At 66.0% G+C, this 15,274-nt stretch carries 25 protein-coding genes; 24 read left to right on the top strand and 1 reads right to left on the bottom strand.

Annotated elements, in window-relative coordinates:
• Positions 1-34: 34 nt before the first annotated feature.
• Positions 35-1,228 (top strand): elongation factor Tu, encoded by a 1,194-nt coding sequence (gene tuf / locus ACZ516_RS27190; protein WP_358577467.1) that lies wholly within the window; start codon positions 35-37, stop codon positions 1,226-1,228.
• 125 nt (positions 1,229-1,353) lie between these two features.
• Here the strand turns inward: tuf and ACZ516_RS27185 are convergent, their stop codons facing one another.
• On the bottom strand, positions 1,354-1,941 hold the full coding sequence (locus ACZ516_RS27185) for a Uma2 family endonuclease (RefSeq protein ID WP_469012005.1): 588 nt from the start codon (positions 1,939-1,941) through the stop codon (positions 1,354-1,356).
• Between the two features lie 1,272 nt (positions 1,942-3,213).
• Here ACZ516_RS27185 and rpsJ point away from each other — a divergent pair.
• The 23 genes from rpsJ to ACZ516_RS27070 all read left to right on the top strand — a co-directional run bounded on the left by rpsJ (position 3,214) and on the right by ACZ516_RS27070 (position 15,199).
• On the top strand, positions 3,214-3,522 hold the full coding sequence (gene rpsJ, locus ACZ516_RS27180; RefSeq protein ID WP_003948644.1) for a 30S ribosomal protein S10: 309 nt from the start codon (positions 3,214-3,216) through the stop codon (positions 3,520-3,522).
• Between the two features lie 14 nt (positions 3,523-3,536).
• Positions 3,537-4,181 (top strand): 50S ribosomal protein L3, encoded by a 645-nt coding sequence (rplC, locus tag ACZ516_RS27175; protein ID WP_030782583.1) that lies wholly within the window; start codon positions 3,537-3,539, stop codon positions 4,179-4,181.
• A gap of 8 nt (positions 4,182-4,189) precedes the next feature.
• Positions 4,190-4,852 carry a 50S ribosomal protein L4 gene (gene rplD, locus ACZ516_RS27170; RefSeq protein WP_358577383.1) on the top strand — a complete coding sequence of 221 codons (663 nt, stop codon included), beginning with the start codon at positions 4,190-4,192 and terminating at the stop codon, positions 4,850-4,852.
• Positions 4,852-5,271: a 50S ribosomal protein L23 gene (rplW, locus tag ACZ516_RS27165; protein ID WP_125514474.1), complete on the top strand. Its 420-nt coding sequence runs from the start codon at positions 4,852-4,854 to the stop codon at positions 5,269-5,271. Before rplD ends, rplW begins: the two co-directional genes overlap by 1 nt.
• Before the next feature lie 39 nt (positions 5,272-5,310).
• Positions 5,311-6,147, top strand: coding sequence for a 50S ribosomal protein L2 (gene rplB, locus ACZ516_RS27160; protein WP_055698225.1), 837 nt, complete (start codon positions 5,311-5,313; stop codon positions 6,145-6,147).
• A 12-nt stretch (positions 6,148-6,159) separates the two neighbouring features.
• Positions 6,160-6,441, top strand: a complete 282-nt coding sequence (gene rpsS, locus ACZ516_RS27155) for a 30S ribosomal protein S19 (RefSeq protein ID WP_030782571.1) — start codon at positions 6,160-6,162, stop codon at positions 6,439-6,441.
• Positions 6,442-6,483: 42 nt separating this feature from the next.
• Positions 6,484-6,831 (top strand): 50S ribosomal protein L22, encoded by a 348-nt coding sequence (gene rplV / locus ACZ516_RS27150; RefSeq protein ID WP_004571827.1) that lies wholly within the window; start codon positions 6,484-6,486, stop codon positions 6,829-6,831.
• A complete protein-coding gene (gene rpsC / locus ACZ516_RS27145; RefSeq protein WP_358577385.1) occupies positions 6,831-7,670 on the top strand; it encodes a 30S ribosomal protein S3 in 840 nt (279 codons plus the stop codon). The genes rplV and rpsC overlap by 1 nt, the downstream gene beginning before the upstream one ends.
• A gap of 5 nt (positions 7,671-7,675) precedes the next feature.
• Complete coding sequence (gene rplP / locus ACZ516_RS27140; RefSeq protein ID WP_030782563.1) at positions 7,676-8,095, top strand: 50S ribosomal protein L16; 420 nt, start codon at positions 7,676-7,678, stop codon at positions 8,093-8,095.
• Positions 8,095-8,319 carry a 50S ribosomal protein L29 gene (rpmC, locus tag ACZ516_RS27135; RefSeq protein ID WP_005481220.1) on the top strand — a complete coding sequence of 75 codons (225 nt, stop codon included), beginning with the start codon at positions 8,095-8,097 and terminating at the stop codon, positions 8,317-8,319. Before rplP ends, rpmC begins: the two co-directional genes overlap by 1 nt.
• Positions 8,319-8,603 (top strand): 30S ribosomal protein S17, encoded by a 285-nt coding sequence (rpsQ, locus tag ACZ516_RS27130; protein ID WP_125514477.1) that lies wholly within the window; start codon positions 8,319-8,321, stop codon positions 8,601-8,603. Before rpmC ends, rpsQ begins: the two co-directional genes overlap by 1 nt.
• Before the next feature lie 103 nt (positions 8,604-8,706).
• Positions 8,707-9,075 carry a 50S ribosomal protein L14 gene (rplN, locus tag ACZ516_RS27125; RefSeq protein ID WP_003974257.1) on the top strand — a complete coding sequence of 123 codons (369 nt, stop codon included), beginning with the start codon at positions 8,707-8,709 and terminating at the stop codon, positions 9,073-9,075.
• Positions 9,076-9,077: 2 nt separating this feature from the next.
• Complete coding sequence (gene rplX / locus ACZ516_RS27120) at positions 9,078-9,401, top strand: 50S ribosomal protein L24 (protein ID WP_358577388.1); 324 nt, start codon at positions 9,078-9,080, stop codon at positions 9,399-9,401.
• Entirely contained in the window at positions 9,401-9,958 is a 558-nt protein-coding gene (gene rplE, locus ACZ516_RS27115; RefSeq protein ID WP_125514478.1) for a 50S ribosomal protein L5, read from the top strand. The genes rplX and rplE overlap by 1 nt, the downstream gene beginning before the upstream one ends.
• A gap of 5 nt (positions 9,959-9,963) precedes the next feature.
• Positions 9,964-10,149, top strand: a complete 186-nt coding sequence (locus ACZ516_RS27110; protein ID WP_003956452.1) for a type Z 30S ribosomal protein S14 — start codon at positions 9,964-9,966, stop codon at positions 10,147-10,149.
• A gap of 220 nt (positions 10,150-10,369) precedes the next feature.
• Positions 10,370-10,768 carry a 30S ribosomal protein S8 gene (rpsH, locus tag ACZ516_RS27105; protein ID WP_018528360.1) on the top strand — a complete coding sequence of 133 codons (399 nt, stop codon included), beginning with the start codon at positions 10,370-10,372 and terminating at the stop codon, positions 10,766-10,768.
• 21 nt (positions 10,769-10,789) lie between these two features.
• The gene (gene rplF / locus ACZ516_RS27100) at positions 10,790-11,329 is read left to right on the top strand and encodes a 50S ribosomal protein L6 (protein WP_055527119.1); all 540 of its coding nucleotides are present in this window, start codon (positions 10,790-10,792) and stop codon (positions 11,327-11,329) included.
• A 3-nt stretch (positions 11,330-11,332) separates the two neighbouring features.
• Complete coding sequence (gene rplR / locus ACZ516_RS27095; protein WP_127912613.1) at positions 11,333-11,716, top strand: 50S ribosomal protein L18; 384 nt, start codon at positions 11,333-11,335, stop codon at positions 11,714-11,716.
• 41 nt (positions 11,717-11,757) lie between these two features.
• Positions 11,758-12,366 (top strand): 30S ribosomal protein S5, encoded by a 609-nt coding sequence (gene rpsE / locus ACZ516_RS27090; protein ID WP_007384078.1) that lies wholly within the window; start codon positions 11,758-11,760, stop codon positions 12,364-12,366.
• On the top strand, positions 12,366-12,548 hold the full coding sequence (rpmD, locus tag ACZ516_RS27085; RefSeq protein ID WP_005481207.1) for a 50S ribosomal protein L30: 183 nt from the start codon (positions 12,366-12,368) through the stop codon (positions 12,546-12,548). The genes rpsE and rpmD overlap by 1 nt, the downstream gene beginning before the upstream one ends.
• Position 12,549: 1 nt before the next feature.
• A complete protein-coding gene (rplO, locus tag ACZ516_RS27080; protein WP_062775150.1) occupies positions 12,550-13,005 on the top strand; it encodes a 50S ribosomal protein L15 in 456 nt (151 codons plus the stop codon).
• Positions 13,006-13,232: 227 nt separating this feature from the next.
• Positions 13,233-14,546 carry a preprotein translocase subunit SecY gene (gene secY, locus ACZ516_RS27075; protein WP_361082879.1) on the top strand — a complete coding sequence of 438 codons (1,314 nt, stop codon included), beginning with the start codon at positions 13,233-13,235 and terminating at the stop codon, positions 14,544-14,546.
• Positions 14,546-15,199: an adenylate kinase gene (locus ACZ516_RS27070; RefSeq protein ID WP_358577393.1), complete on the top strand. Its 654-nt coding sequence runs from the start codon at positions 14,546-14,548 to the stop codon at positions 15,197-15,199. Before secY ends, ACZ516_RS27070 begins: the two co-directional genes overlap by 1 nt.
• The last annotated feature ends 75 nt before the right edge of the window (positions 15,200-15,274 follow it).

The raw sequence follows: 15,274 nt of genomic DNA, 5'->3' as shown, positions 1-15,274 counted from the left end.
GCAAGGCGTACAGAACCACTCCCAGGAGGACCCAGTGGCGAAGGCGAAGTTCGAGCGGACTAAGCCGCACGTCAACATCGGCACCATCGGTCACATTGACCACGGTAAGACGACCCTCACGGCCGCCATTACCAAGGTGCTGCACGACGCGTACCCCGACCTGAACGAGGCCTCGGCCTTCGACCAGATCGACAAGGCTCCCGAGGAGCGCCAGCGCGGTATCACGATCTCGATCGCGCACGTCGAGTACCAGACGGAGACCCGTCACTACGCCCACGTCGACTGCCCCGGTCACGCGGACTACATCAAGAACATGATCACGGGTGCGGCGCAGATGGACGGCGCCATCCTCGTGGTCGCCGCCACCGACGGCCCGATGCCGCAGACCAAGGAGCACGTGCTCCTGGCCCGCCAGGTCGGCGTTCCGTACATCGTCGTCGCCCTGAACAAGGCCGACATGGTGGACGACGAGGAGATCATGGAGCTCGTCGAGCTCGAGGTCCGTGAGCTCCTCTCCGAGTACGAGTTCCCGGGCGACGACCTCCCGGTCGTGCGTGTCTCGGCGCTCAAGGCGCTCGAGGGCGACAAGGAGTGGGGTGAGTCCGTCCTCAACCTGATGAAGGCTGTCGACGAGTCGATCCCGGAGCCCGAGCGCGACGTCGACAAGCCGTTCCTGATGCCGATCGAGGACGTCTTCACGATCACCGGTCGTGGCACCGTCGTCACCGGTCGTATCGAGCGTGGTGTCCTCAAGGTCAACGAGACCGTCGACATCATCGGCATCAAGACCGAGAAGACCACCACCACGGTCACCGGCATCGAGATGTTCCGCAAGCTGCTCGACGAGGGCCAGGCCGGTGAGAACGTCGGTCTGCTCCTCCGTGGCATCAAGCGCGAGGACGTCGAGCGCGGCCAGGTCATCATCAAGCCCGGTTCGGTCACGCCGCACACCGAGTTCGAGGCCCAGGCCTACATCCTGTCGAAGGACGAGGGTGGCCGTCACACCCCCTTCTTCAACAACTACCGCCCGCAGTTCTACTTCCGCACCACGGACGTGACCGGCGTCGTGACCCTCCCCGAGGGCACCGAGATGGTCATGCCGGGCGACAACACTGAGATGACCGTTGAGCTCATCCAGCCCGTCGCGATGGAAGAGGGCCTGAAGTTCGCCATCCGTGAGGGTGGCCGGACCGTCGGCGCCGGCCAGGTCACCAAGATCAACAAGTAAGCTTCCCGCTTGCTTGAGGATCGGGGAGACCCGGTCGCTCTGAACTGAGCGCATCGCAGTACACGCGGTAACGGAAGGGCCCGTACGACTTCGGTCGTACGGGCCCTTTCGCGTGCGCGGCGCGCTCACTGATAGCAGGGCAGGCCCGTGGTCGAGATCGTCCACTCGGCGATCGTGACGTCCTCGCCGTAGACGAAGTCCTTACGCGTGGCATAGCGGGGGCCCTCGGGGGTGGCGTGGATGTCGGTGAGGACGGCGCCCGTACCGGTCCGGGGATCGAAGATCGCGTAGACCGGGATGCCGAGCAGGGCGTAGTCGCGGGTCTTGCCGACCCAGTCGTTCTCGGGGTTGGAGCGGGACACGACCTCGATGGCGGCGACCAGGGTGCGGGGGTCGATGGACGCTTCTACGTTCAGATCGGCCCAGGCGATCACGGTCACATCGGGGTGGCGCAGGATGCCCCCGGGTTCGTGCTCCACATCAGGTGTGCCCGTGTGGGCCAGCAGTTCGTCCGGCATGACCTTTTCCAGGCGGCGGCTGATGTGGGCCGCCGTCACTTCGTGCGGGCCTCCGGGCGACATCATGTCGTGCACGATCCCTTCCGTGGTGATCTCGAATTTGCCGGGCAGCGTGTCCCGCATCCGATCGACGGTGTCGCGCATCGCCCGGTACTGAGAACTGCTGTTCCGCGTTTCGTCCGGGGTGAGGGTCATGGCGTGCGCTCCTCGTCTGTGCCCAGGGGCAAGGGTCGTCACGTTCATGCTAGGCGGCCCCCTGTGGATCGGATCGGCAGTCGCGGCAGCGCCCCGGGGTGGGGGCGCGGAAGGCGCGGTCGCAGGAGTCGCAGTTGTGCAGGGGGTGGCGTACGGAGGGCGCGGTGGGGGTGCCCAAGGGGGGCGGGGGTGGCAGCAGGGCGGTGGTGCTGGGTGAGGTGGTTGCCGATCACCGTGAAGCGGGTGGTGTGGCGGGTGTTCTCGTGCCGGATGCCGGAGGGGTGGGCCGCCGAGGGCCTCCGGCGCGGGTCCGGGCGGCGCGTGTCCGGGCGGCTGCGGGGGCGCGAGGTCGCTCGTGCGTGGGATTGACTGCGCCCGGAGGCGGACCGGGCGTGCGGGGGCACGCTAGGGTTTCGGGTGTCCATCGGGAAGCTCTCTCTTCCTCGGTGGTCAGGCCCTCGCCATTGGGATTGCCGTCCCGGCGGGGGCCGTCGCATGTCTGCGGTTGTTGTGCCTGCTGGGGCCGAGAGTAGGGGAGCCGGGGGGCCGGAAATCCAGCTGAGCCCGGGATGTTCACCCGCGTGAGTGAGTGGGGGTGCGGGGCTGACGTGGGGTCGCGGCGACTCGGCGCGGGGCGGTGGGGTGGGGGTTCTTTCTCCCTCACGTTCCTTGGGGAGATCACCCGCCGCACCGGAACCCGCCGCACCGGAACCGACCGCACAGGAACGCACAGGAACGCGCCGCACCGGAGCACGGGGAGCCGGGTCCCGGTGGGCGCGGGGCGCAGGGAGCAGGACGCGGGGCGCGAGGGGTCCCGTCGGCGGCGGCTCCGCGTGACCCCGGGTTTGACCTCCGTCACCCGCCGGGTACGCTTTTCCGCTCGATTGGCCCCCGGCATGCCTCGTATGGCAGACTGTCGGGGTTGCTCGGTTGAGTGCCGATGCTGTGCGCCTCCCGCCGGGAGGACCGGAAGCGAGTCCCACAGTACTCGTCGCCCCAACTGCCGAGGGGCCCCGCAAAGGGCCCGCAGGCAGCGCTGTGGCGGAAGTACGGGAATCTTTCGGGAAGTGCAGCGCGGTGGCTGAACCAGGCGCCCGGTGGGTTTCTTCCCCCGGACCCGCGGTCATCTGGGCCGCAGCCCCTAGCAGGGAAATCCTTCGGGAGATTCTTGTGGACGGGACTGCGACACGCCCGACCGCGTGGGTCGGAGGAAGTAGAAAAAAGGGCCTTCCGGGAGCCAGAGCCTTCGAGACAAAGGACTACACAGTAGCCATGGCGGGACAGAAGATCCGCATCCGGCTCAAGGCCTACGACCACGAGGTCATCGACTCCTCGGCGAAGAAGATCGTCGAGACGGTGACGCGCACTGGTGCGTCGGTCGCGGGCCCGGTGCCGCTGCCCACTGAGAAGAACGTGTACTGCGTCATCAAGTCGCCGCACAAGTACAAGGACTCGCGCGAGCACTTCGAGATGCGCACGCACAAGCGCCTGATCGACATCCTCGACCCCACCCCCAAGACCGTTGACTCGCTGATGCGCCTGGACCTTCCGGCCGGCGTTGACATCGAGATCAAGCTCTGAAGGGCGAGCGACAGATGACCAAGCAGATCAAGGGCATCCTGGGCGAGAAGCTCGGCATGACCCAGGTCTGGGACGAGAACAACCGTGTCGTCCCGGTGACCGTGGTCAAGGCCGGACCCTGCGTCGTTACCCAGGTCCGTACGAATGACAGCGACGGCTACGAGTCGGTCCAGATCGCCTTCGGCGAGATCGACCCGCGCAAGGTGAACAAGCCCCTCAAGGGCCACTTCGCCAAGGCCGACGTGACCCCCCGTCGCCACCTCGTCGAGATCCGTACCGCTGGTGCCAGCGAGTACACCCTCGGCCAGGAGCTGACCGCCGAGACGTTCGAGGCCGGTATCAAGGTCGACGTCACCGGCAAGAGCAAGGGCAAGGGCTTCGCCGGTGTGATGAAGCGTCACAACTTCCACGGCGGCAAGGCCTCCCACGGTGCCCACCGCGTGCACCGCAAGCCCGGTTCCATCGGTGGCTGTGCCACCCCCGGCCGTGTCTTCAAGGGCATGCGCATGGCGGGTCGCATGGGCAACGAGCGGGTCACCACCCAGAACCTGACCGTCCACGCCGTTGACGCGGAGAAGGGTCTGCTGCTCATCAAGGGCGCGGTCCCCGGTCCGAACGGCGGCCTCGTCCTGGTCCGTACCGCGGCCAAGGGGGCCTGAGGTAACCCATGAGCACCATTGACATCCTTTCGCCGGCAGGCGACAAGACCGGGACGGTCGAGCTCCCCGCGGAGATCTTCGACGTCGAGAAGATCAGCATCCCGCTGATCCACCAGGTCGTCGTCGCGCAGCTGGCCGCGGCCCGTCAGGGCACGCACAAGACCAAGACCCGCGGTGAAGTCCGTGGTGGTGGCAAGAAGCCTTACCGCCAGAAGGGCACCGGCCGCGCGCGCCAGGGTTCGACCCGTGCGCCGCAGTTCGCCGGCGGTGGCGTCGTCCACGGCCCCGTGCCGCGTGACTACTCCCAGCGCACTCCCAAGAAGATGAAGGCTGCCGCCCTGCGTCACGCCCTCACCGACCGGGCGCGCAACTCCCGCATCCACGTCGTCTCCGGCGTGGTCGAGGGCGAGATCTCGACGAAGGCCGCGAAGAGCCTGCTCGGCAAGGTCAGTGAGCGCAAGAACGTGCTCCTGGTCATCGAGCGCTCGGACGAGCTTTCGCTGCTCTCCGCCCGCAACCTGCCCCAGGTGCACATCCTGGAGCCGGGCCAGCTGAACACGTACGACGTGCTCGTCTCGGACGACGTGGTCTTCACCAAGGCCGCCTTCGAGTCCTTCGTGTCCGGCGCCCCGTCCGGCCGGAACGACGAGACCGAAGGGAGCGAAGCCTGATGGCCATCCGTCACCAGAGCATCGCGTCCAAGGCCGCGAAGGCGGCCAAGGCCGCGCGTGTCGCCAAGGCGAAGCGCATCGCGACCGAGGGCAAGATCGCTGTTGAGCCCACTCCGCTGAGCAAGTCCTTCTCGGACCCGCGCGACGTCCTCGTCAAGCCGGTCGTCTCCGAGAAGTCGTACGCGCTGCTCGACGAGGGCAAGTACACGTTCATCGTGGCCCCCGGCTCCAACAAGACCCAGATCAAGCAGGCCGTCGAGGCGGTCTTCTCGGTCAAGGTCACCGGAGTCAACACGATCAACCGTCAGGGCAAGCGCAAGCGCACCAAGTCTGGTTTCGGCAAGCGTGCCGACACCAAGCGCGCGATTGTGACCCTTGCTGAGGGCGACCGTATCGACATCTTCGGCCAGGCCTCCTAACGGAGCGCCCTGGTCCGAATATCGGACGAGGACTGAGAAATGGGAATCCGCAAGTACAAGCCGACTACGCCGGGCCGTCGTGGCTCCAGCGTCGCCGACTTCGTCGAGGTAACGCGGTCCACGCCGGAGAAGTCGCTGGTTCGCCCGCTGCACAGCAAGGGCGGCCGTAACAACGCCGGTCGGATCACCGTTCGTCACCAGGGTGGCGGACACAAGCGCGCCTACCGCGTGATCGACTTCCGTCGTCACGACAAGGACGGCGTGCCGGCCAAGGTCGCGCACATCGAGTACGACCCCAACCGCACCGCGCGCATCGCGCTGCTGCACTACGCGGACGGCGAGAAGCGCTACATCCTCGCCCCGCGCGGCACGCAGCAGGGTGACCGGATTGAGAGCGGCCCTGGCGCCGACATCAAGCCCGGCAACAACATGGCGCTGCGCAACATCCCGGTCGGTACGACCATCCACGCCATCGAGCTGCGGCCCGGCGGCGGCGCGAAGTTCGCCCGCTCCGCGGGTGCCTCCGTGCAGCTGCTCGCGAAGGAAGGCGCCATGGCGCACCTTCGCATGCCGTCCGGTGAGATCCGCCTGGTCGACGTCCGCTGCCGCGCCACCATCGGCGAGGTCGGCAACGCCGAGCAGTCGAACATCAACTGGGGCAAGGCCGGCCGTATGCGCTGGAAGGGCGTCCGCCCGACCGTGCGTGGTGTCGTGATGAACCCGGTCGACCACCCGCACGGTGGTGGTGAAGGCAAGACCTCCGGTGGTCGTCACCCGGTCTCGCCGTGGGGCAAGAAGGAGGGTCGTACTCGTGATCGCAACAAGGCGAGCAACAAGTACATCGTCCGCCGCCGCAAGTCGAACAAGAAGCGCTAGGAGCGGGTTTAGATGCCGCGCAGTCTCAAGAAGGGGCCCTTCGTCGACGACCACCTCGTAAAGAAGGTGGACGCCCAGAACGAAGCCGGCACCAAGAACGTCATCAAGACCTGGTCCCGTCGCTCGATGATCATCCCCAGCATGCTGGGTCACACGATCGCGGTGCACAACGGCAAGACCCACATCCCGGTGTTCGTCACCGAGTCGATGGTCGGCCACAAGCTCGGCGAGTTCTCGCCGACGCGCACCTTCCGGGGTCACGTCAAGGACGACCGGAAGTCGAAGCGCCGCTAAGGCGGGGTGGAATCGACTATGACTAACACCGAAGGGACAACCATGGAAGCCAGGGCCCAGGCGCGGTACATCCGCGTCACGCCCATGAAGGCCCGCCGCGTGGTGGACCTCATCCGTGGCATGGATGCCACGGAGGCTCAGGCGGTCCTGCGTTTCGCCCCGCAGGCCGCGAGCGTGCCGGTCGGCAAGGTGCTGGACAGCGCCATTGCCAACGCCGCGCACAACTACGACCACACCGACGCCTCTTCGCTGGTCATCAGCGAGGCGTACGTGGATGAGGGCCCGACCCTGAAGCGGTTCCGTCCGCGTGCTCAGGGCCGTGCCTACCGGATCCGTAAGCGGACCAGCCACATCACCGTGGTCGTCAGCAGCAAGGAAGGAACCCGGTAATGGGCCAGAAGGTAAACCCGCACGGGTTCCGGCTCGGTGTCACGACCGACTTCAAGTCGCGTTGGTACGCCGACAAGCTGTACAAGGACTACGTCAAGGAAGACGTCGCCATCCGTCGGATGATGACGTCCGGCATGGAGCGCGCCGGCATCTCGAAGGTGGAGATCGAGCGCACCCGTGACCGCGTGCGTGTGGACATCCACACCGCTCGTCCCGGCATCGTCATCGGCCGCCGTGGCGCCGAGGCCGACCGCATCCGCGGTGACCTCGAGAAGCTCACGGGCAAGCAGGTCCAGCTGAACATCCTCGAGGTCAAGAACCCCGAGGTCGACGCTCAGCTCGTGGCCCAGGCCGTGGCGGAGCAGCTGTCCTCCCGCGTCTCCTTCCGCCGTGCCATGCGCAAGAGCATGCAGTCGGCGATGAAGGCTGGCGCCAAGGGCATCAAGATCCAGTGTGGTGGCCGTCTCGGCGGCGCCGAGATGTCCCGGTCCGAGTTCTACCGCGAGGGTCGTGTGCCGCTGCACACGCTGCGCGCGAACGTGGACTACGGCTTCTTCGAGGCCAAGACGACCTTCGGCCGTATCGGCGTGAAGGTCTGGATCTACAAGGGCGACGTCAAGAACATCGCCGAGGTCCGCGCCGAGAACGCCGCTGCCCGTGCGGGTAACCGCCCGGCCCGTGGCGGCGGCAACGACCGCCCGGCCCGTGGTGGCCGTGGTGGCGAGCGTGGCGGCCGCGGCCGCAAGCCGCAGCAGTCCGCGCCGGCTGCCGAGGCCCCCAAGGCCGACGCTCCCGCCGCCGCTGCTCCGGCTGCTGAGAGCACCGGAACGGAGGCCTGACCGAAATGCTGATCCCCCGTAGGGTCAAGCACCGCAAGCAGCACCACCCGAAGCGCCGTGGTCAGGCCAAGGGCGGTACGACGGTTGCGTTCGGCGAGTACGGCATTCAGGCCCTCACGCCGGCGTACGTGACCAACCGCCAGATCGAGGCGGCTCGTATCGCGATGACCCGCCACATCAAGCGTGGCGGCAAGGTCTGGATCAACATCTACCCGGACCGCCCGCTGACCAAGAAGCCTGCCGAGACCCGCATGGGTTCCGGTAAGGGTTCGCCCGAGTGGTGGGTCGCGAACGTTCACCCGGGCCGGGTGATGTTCGAGCTGTCCTACCCGAACGAGAAGATTGCTCGTGAGGCGCTCACCCGCGCTGCTCACAAGCTTCCGATGAAGTGCCGCATCGTCCGGCGCGAGGCAGGTGAGTCGTGATGTCGGCCGGTACCAAGGCTTCCGAGCTGCGCGAGCTGGGCGACGAGGAGCTTCTCAACAAGCTCCGCGAAGCCAAGGAAGAGCTGTTCAACCTCCGCTTCCAGGCGGCGACGGGCCAGCTCGAGAACCACGGTCGGCTCAAGGCCGTCCGTAAGGACATCGCGCGGATCTACACCCTGATGCGTGAGCGCGAGCTGGGCATCGAGACGGTGGAGAGCGCCTGATGAGCGAGAGCAACGTGACTGAGAACACCGAGACCCGCGGCTTCCGCAAGACCCGCGAGGGTCTGGTCGTCAGCGACAAGATGGACAAGACCGTCGTCGTCGCCGTCGAGGACCGCGTCAAGCACGCCCTGTACGGCAAGGTCATCCGCCGTACGAACAAGCTCAAGGCGCACGACGAGCAGAACGCTGCCGGCGTCGGCGACCGCGTCCTCCTGATGGAGACGCGTCCGCTGTCGGCGACCAAGCGCTGGCGCATCGTCGAGATCCTCGAGAAGGCCAAGTAATTCTCTGAGGCATCCCTCAGAGTTCGTTCCGCCAGGCTCGGCAGGGGCCCGCTCGTAAGAGTCGAGCCCCTGCCGGGAACCGGCAGACAAACAGGAGATAGACGTGATCCAGCAGGAGTCGCGACTGCGCGTCGCCGACAACACGGGTGCGAAGGAAATTCTCACCATCCGTGTTCTCGGTGGCTCGGGTCGCCGCTACGCGGGCATCGGTGACGTCATCGTCGCCACCGTCAAGGACGCGATCCCCGGTGGCAACGTGAAGAAGGGTGACGTCGTCAAGGCGGTCATCGTTCGCACCGTCAAGGAGCGCCGCCGTCCGGACGGCTCGTACATCCGCTTCGACGAGAACGCCGCCGTCATTCTGAAGAACGACGGCGACCCTCGCGGCACCCGTATCTTCGGCCCCGTCGGCCGTGAGCTGCGCGAGAAGAAGTTCATGAAGATCATCTCGCTCGCGCCGGAGGTGCTGTAAGCATGAAGATCAAGAAGGGCGACCTGGTTCAGGTCATCACCGGTAAGGACAAGGGCAAGCAGGGCAAGGTCATTGCCGCTTACCCGCGCGAGGAGCGCGTCCTGGTCGAGGGTGTCAACCGGGTCAAGAAGCACACGAAGGCCGCCCCGACGGCCAGCGGCTCGCAGGCCGGCGGCATCGTGACCACCGAGGCCCCCGTCCACGTCTCCAACGTCCAGCTGGTCGTGGAGAAGGACGGCAACAAGGTCGTCACGCGCGTCGGTTACCGCTTCGACGACGAGGGCAACAAGATCCGCGTTGCCAAGCGGACGGGTGAGGACATCTGATGACGACCACCACCACTCCGCGTCTCAAGACGAAGTACCGCGAGGAGATCGCGGGCAAGCTGCGTGAGGAGTTCTCCTACGAGAACGTCATGCAGATCCCCGGTCTCGTCAAGATCGTGGTCAACATGGGTGTCGGCGACGCCGCCCGTGACTCGAAGCTGATCGACGGCGCCATCCGCGACCTCACCACGATCACCGGCCAGAAGCCGGCCGTGACGAAGGCCCGGAAGTCCATCGCGCAGTTCAAGCTGCGCGAGGGTCAGCCGATCGGCTGCCACGTCACGCTCCGTGGCGACCGCATGTGGGAGTTCCTGGACCGCACCCTGTCGCTCGCGCTGCCGCGCATCCGCGACTTCCGCGGTCTGTCCCCCAAGCAGTTCGACGGCCGTGGAAACTACACCTTCGGTCTCACGGAGCAGGTCATGTTCCACGAGATCGACCAGGACAAGATCGACCGCGTCCGGGGTATGGACATCACCGTGGTCACCACGGCGACCAACGACGACGAGGGCCGCGCCCTCCTTCGTCACCTCGGCTTCCCGTTCAAGGAGGCGTAAGCGAGATGGCGAAGAAGGCTCTGATTGCCAAGGCTGCTCGTAAGCCCAAGTTCGGTGTGCGTGCGTACACCCGCTGCCAGCGCTGCGGCCGTCCGCACTCCGTCTACCGCAAGTTCGGCCTGTGCCGCGTGTGCCTTCGTGAGATGGCTCACCGTGGCGAGCTGCCGGGCGTGACCAAGAGCTCCTGGTAGTCCCCCCTTTTCAAGGGTTTTAGGGACTCCTGGATCTCTCGGTAAGTAAAGGGTCGGCAGAGGCCCACCCCTCCATGGCTTAGGCTAGGAGGGTTGGGCGTCTGCCGCCCTGACCGACTTACTACGCCGTAGGTCCCCGCGCCGCACCCGTCCCGCCTCTGAGTGGGGAGAGGGATGGCGCAGATAGGAAACCCCGGCGAGAGAGGCCGAAGGCCAATTCATGACCATGACTGATCCGATCGCGGACATGCTGACTCGTCTGCGTAACGCGAACTCGGCGTACCACGACACCGTGGCGATGCCGCACAGCAAGATCAAGTCTCACATCGCGGAGATCCTCCAGCAGGAGGGCTTCATCACGGGCTGGAAGGTCGAGGACGCCGAGGTTGGCAAGAACCTCGTTCTCGAGCTGAAGTTCGGCCCGAACCGTGAGCGCTCCATCGCGGGCATCAAGCGGATCTCCAAGCCCGGTCTCCGGGTTTACGCGAAGTCCACCAACCTGCCGAAGGTCCTCGGCGGCCTGGGCGTGGCGATCATCTCCACGTCGCACGGTCTCCTGACCGGACAGCAGGCAGGCAAGAAGGGCGTAGGTGGGGAAGTCCTCGCCTACGTCTGGTAGTCGGGAACGGAGGAATAGCTAATGTCGCGTATTGGCAAGCTCCCCATCACGGTTCCCGCCGGCGTGGACGTCACCATCGACGGCCAGACGGTCGCGGTCAAGGGCCCCAAGGGGACCCTGAGCCACACCATCGTCGCGCCTATCGAGATCGCTAAGGGTGAGGACGGCGTTCTGAACGTCACCCGCCCGAACGACGAGCGTCAGAACAAGGCCCTGCACGGCCTGTCCCGCACGCTGGTGGCGAACATGATCACCGGCGTGACCCAGGGTTACGTGAAGAAGCTCGAAATCAGCGGTGTCGGTTACCGCGTCCTGGCGAAGGGCTCCAACCTGGAGTTCTCGCTCGGCTACAGCCACCCGATCCTGATCGAGGCGCCCGAGGGCATCTCCTTCAAGGTCGAATCGGCGACCAAGTTCTCGGTCGAGGGCATCGACAAGCAGAAGGTCGGCGAGGTTGCGGCCAACATCCGCAAGCTGCGCAAGCCCGACCCGTACAAGGCCAAGGGCGTCAAGTACGAAGGCGAAGTCATCCGCCGCAAGGTCGGAAAGGCGGGTAAGTAAGCCATGGCATACGGTGTCAAGATTGCTAAGGGCGACGCTTACAAGCGTGCTGCCATCAAGCGTCGTCACATCCGCATCCGTAAGCACATCTCGGGTACGGCTGAGCGTCCGCGCCTGGTCGTGACGCGCTCCAACCGCCACATCGTGGCCCAGGTCATCGACGACATCAAGGGTCACACCCTGGCGTCGGCGTCGACCCTGGACAGCACGATCCGCGGCGCCGAGGGCGACAAGTCCGCGGCCGCCAAGTCGGTCGGCGCCCTGGTCGCCGAGCGCGCCAAGGCCGCCGGTGTCGAGACTGTCGTGTTCGACCGTGGTGGTAACCAGTACGCCGGGCGCATCGCCGCCCTGGCGGACGCCGCCCGCGAAGCCGGACTCAAGTTCTGAGTCGGTTCCGTAGCTAGCGGAAACAGAGAGAGGTAATTCCAATGGCTGGACCCCAGCGCCGCGGTGGCGGTGCCGGTGGCGGCGAGCGGCGGGACCGGAAGGGTCGCGACGGTGGCGCTGCTGCCGCCGAGAAGACCGCGTACGTTGAGCGCGTTGTCGCGATCAACCGCGTCGCCAAGGTTGTGAAGGGTGGTCGTCGCTTCAGCTTCACCGCGCTGGTCGTGGTGGGCGATGGTGACGGCACCGTGGGTGTCGGTTACGGCAAGGCCAAGGAGGTGCCGGCCGCCATCGCCAAGGGTGTTGAGGAGGCCAAGAAGCACTTCTTCAAGGTCCCCCGTATCCAGGGCACCATCCCGCACCCGATCACGGGCGAGAAGGCGGCGGGCGTCGTCCTGCTGAAGCCTGCTTCCCCCGGTACCGGTGTTATCGCCGGTGGCCCGGTGCGCGCCGTGCTCGAGTGCGCCGGCGTTCACGACATCCTGTCGAAGTCGCTCGGTTCGTCGAACGCGATCAACATCGTGCACGCGACCGTGGCGGCCCTCAAGGGTCTGCAGCGTCCCGAGGAGATCGCGGCTCGCCGTGGTCTGCCCCTCGAGGACGTCGCTCCCGCGGCTCTGCTGCGGGCGCGTGCCGGGGCTGGTGCTGCGTAATGGCACAGCTCAAGATCACGCAGACGAAGTCGTACATCGGCAGCAAGCAGAACCACCGCGACACCCTGCGTTCCCTTGGTCTCAAGGGCATCAACACGCAGGTCGTCAAGGAGGACCGCCCCGAGTTCCGCGGAATGGTGCACACCGTCCGCCACCTCGTGACGGTTGAGGAGGTCGACTGACATGGCGGAGCAGAACCCGCTGAAGGTCCACAACCTCCGGCCCGCCCCGGGCGCCAAGACCGCCAAGACCCGTGTGGGTCGTGGTGAGGCGTCCAAGGGTAAGACCGCTGGTCGTGGTACCAAGGGCACCAAGGCCCGTTACCAGGTTCCGGAGCGCTTCGAGGGTGGCCAGATGCCCCTCCACATGCGTCTCCCGAAGCTCAAGGGCTTCAAGAACCCGTTCAAGACCGAGTTCCAGGTCGTGAACCTCGACAAGCTGAGCGCGCTGTACCCCGAAGGTGGCGAGGTCACCGTCGAGGGTCTCGTCGCCAAGGGTGCCGTTCGCAAGAACAGCCTCGTCAAGGTGCTCGGCCAGGGTGAGCTCACCGTGGCGCTGCAGGTGACGGTCGACGCCGTCTCCGGCTCCGCCAAGGAGAAGATCACCGCCGCGGGCGGTACCGTCACCGAGCTCGTCTGATCTTCCCTCAGACGTGTCGATGACATGAGCGATTCCCAGCCGGGGATGCCCCACAAAAGGGGCATCCCCGGTTGGTCGTTCCAAGGGGGGCACGGTCGCCGGTAAGGTGGCGTGCACTGTCTAAGCTCCGTGCGGTCTGCCCGCACGGTTTTGTTGACTGATACGTATTCGTCGAACCTCAAGACCACCACCTCTGACGCACGCGCGCGGGGGTCGCAGGAGGCACCGTGCTCACCGCGTTCGCCCGGGCGTTCAAGACGCCCGACCTGCGCAAGAAGCTGCTCTTCACGCTCGGCATCATCGTGATCTACCGGCTGGGCACGCATATGCCCATCCCCGGGGTCAACTACAAGAACGTCCAGGCCTGTGTCGACAACGCCGGTCAGAACCAGGGCCTGTTCGGTCTCGTCAACATGATGAGCGGCGGCGCGCTGCTGCAGATCACGATCTTCGCGCTCGGCATCATGCCGTACATCACGGCGAGCATCATTCTGCAGCTGCTGACCGTGGTGATCCCGCGACTGGAGGCCCTCAAGAAGGAGGGCCAGGCCGGCACGGCGAAGATCACGCAGTACACGCGCTATCTGACCATCGCGCTCGCGATCCTGCAGGGCACGGGCCTGGTGGCCACCGCCCGCACCGGCTCCCTCTTCCAGGGCTGCCCCGTCGCCAGCGAGATCGTGCCGGACCAGTCGATCTTCGTCACCATCACGATGGTCATCACGATGACCGCCGGCACGGCCTGCGTCATGTGGCTCGGTGAGCTGATCACCGACCGCGGCATCGGCAACGGCATGTCGATCCTGATGTTCATCTCGATCGCCGCGACCTTCCCGAGCGCCCTGTGGGCCATCAAGGAGCAGGGCGACCTGGCCGACGGCTGGATCGAGTTCGGCACGGTCATCGCGGTCGGTCTCGTCATGGTCGGCCTGGTGGTCTTCGTCGAGCAGGCGCAGCGGCGCATTCCCGTCCAGTACGCGAAGCGCATGATCGGCCGCAGGTCCTACGGCGGTACGTCGACGTACATTCCGCTGAAGGTCAATCAGGCGGGCATCATCCCTGTGATCTTCGCCTCCTCGTTGCTCTACATTCCGGCGCTGGTCGCCCAGTTCGCGGGCGGCACCTCGGGATGGAAGACGTGGATCGAGGCAAACCTGACCAAGGGTGACCACCCGATCTACATCGCCACGTACTTCATCCTGATCGTCTTCTTCGCCTTCTTCTACGTCGCGATCTCCTTCAACCCCGAGGAAGTCGCCGACAACATGAAGAAGTATGGTGGCTTCATCCCGGGCATCCGGGCTGGCCGTCCGACCGCTGAGTACCTGAGTTACGTACTCAACCGGATCACGTGGCCGGGTTCGCTGTACTTGGGTCTGATCGCTCTTGTGCCGACGATGGCGTTGGTGGGCTTCCAGGCGAACCAGAACTTCCCGTTCGGCGGGACGAGCATCCTCATCATCGTGGGTGTGGGTCTGGAAACCGTGAAGCAGATCGAGAGCCAGCTCCAGCAGCGCAATTACGAAGGGTTCCTCCGCTGATGCGAATCGTCCTCGTCGGGCCGCCCGGTGCGGGCAAGGGAACGCAGGCCGCGTTCCTCGCCAAGAACCTGTCGATCCCGCACATCTCCACGGGCGACCTCTTCCGTGCCAACATCAGCCAGGGCACGGAGCTGGGCAAGCAGGCGAAGGCGTACATGGACGCCGGCAACCTCGTGCCCGACGAGGTGACGATCGGCATGGCGAAGGACCGCATGGCCCAGTCGGACGCCGAGGGCGGCTTCCTGCTCGACGGCTTCCCGCGGAACGTGTCGCAGGCCGAGGCGCTCGACGAGGCGCTGAAGGCCGACGGCCAGAAGCTCGACGCCGTCCTGGACCTCGAGGTCCCCGAGGACGAGGTCGTCAAGCGCATCGCGGGCCGTCGCATCTGCCGCAACGACTCCAGCCATGTCTTCCACGTGACGTACAGCAAGCCGGAGCGAGAAGGCGTCTGCGACGTCTGCGGCGGCGAGCTGTACCAGCGCGGCGACGACAAGGAAGAGACCGTGCGCAAGCGTCTCGACGTGTACCACCGCGAGACCGAGCCGATCATCGACCACTACAAGGGCCAGGGCCTGGTCGTCACGATCTCGGCGCTCGGCAAGGTGGACGAGGTCACCAGGCGCGCGATGGACGCCCTCAAGGGCGACAAGTAGTTCAGTACGCTGTTTCGGCCGCGGTGCCCTGTCGGGGGACCGCGGCCGTACTGTTGTCTACGTACCCGGTTCGTG

This window comes from Streptomyces sp. NPDC034037 (assembly GCF_055575715.1).
Note: the sequence above shows the minus strand (reverse complement) of the source record. Positions and strands in the feature narration are given on the sequence as shown.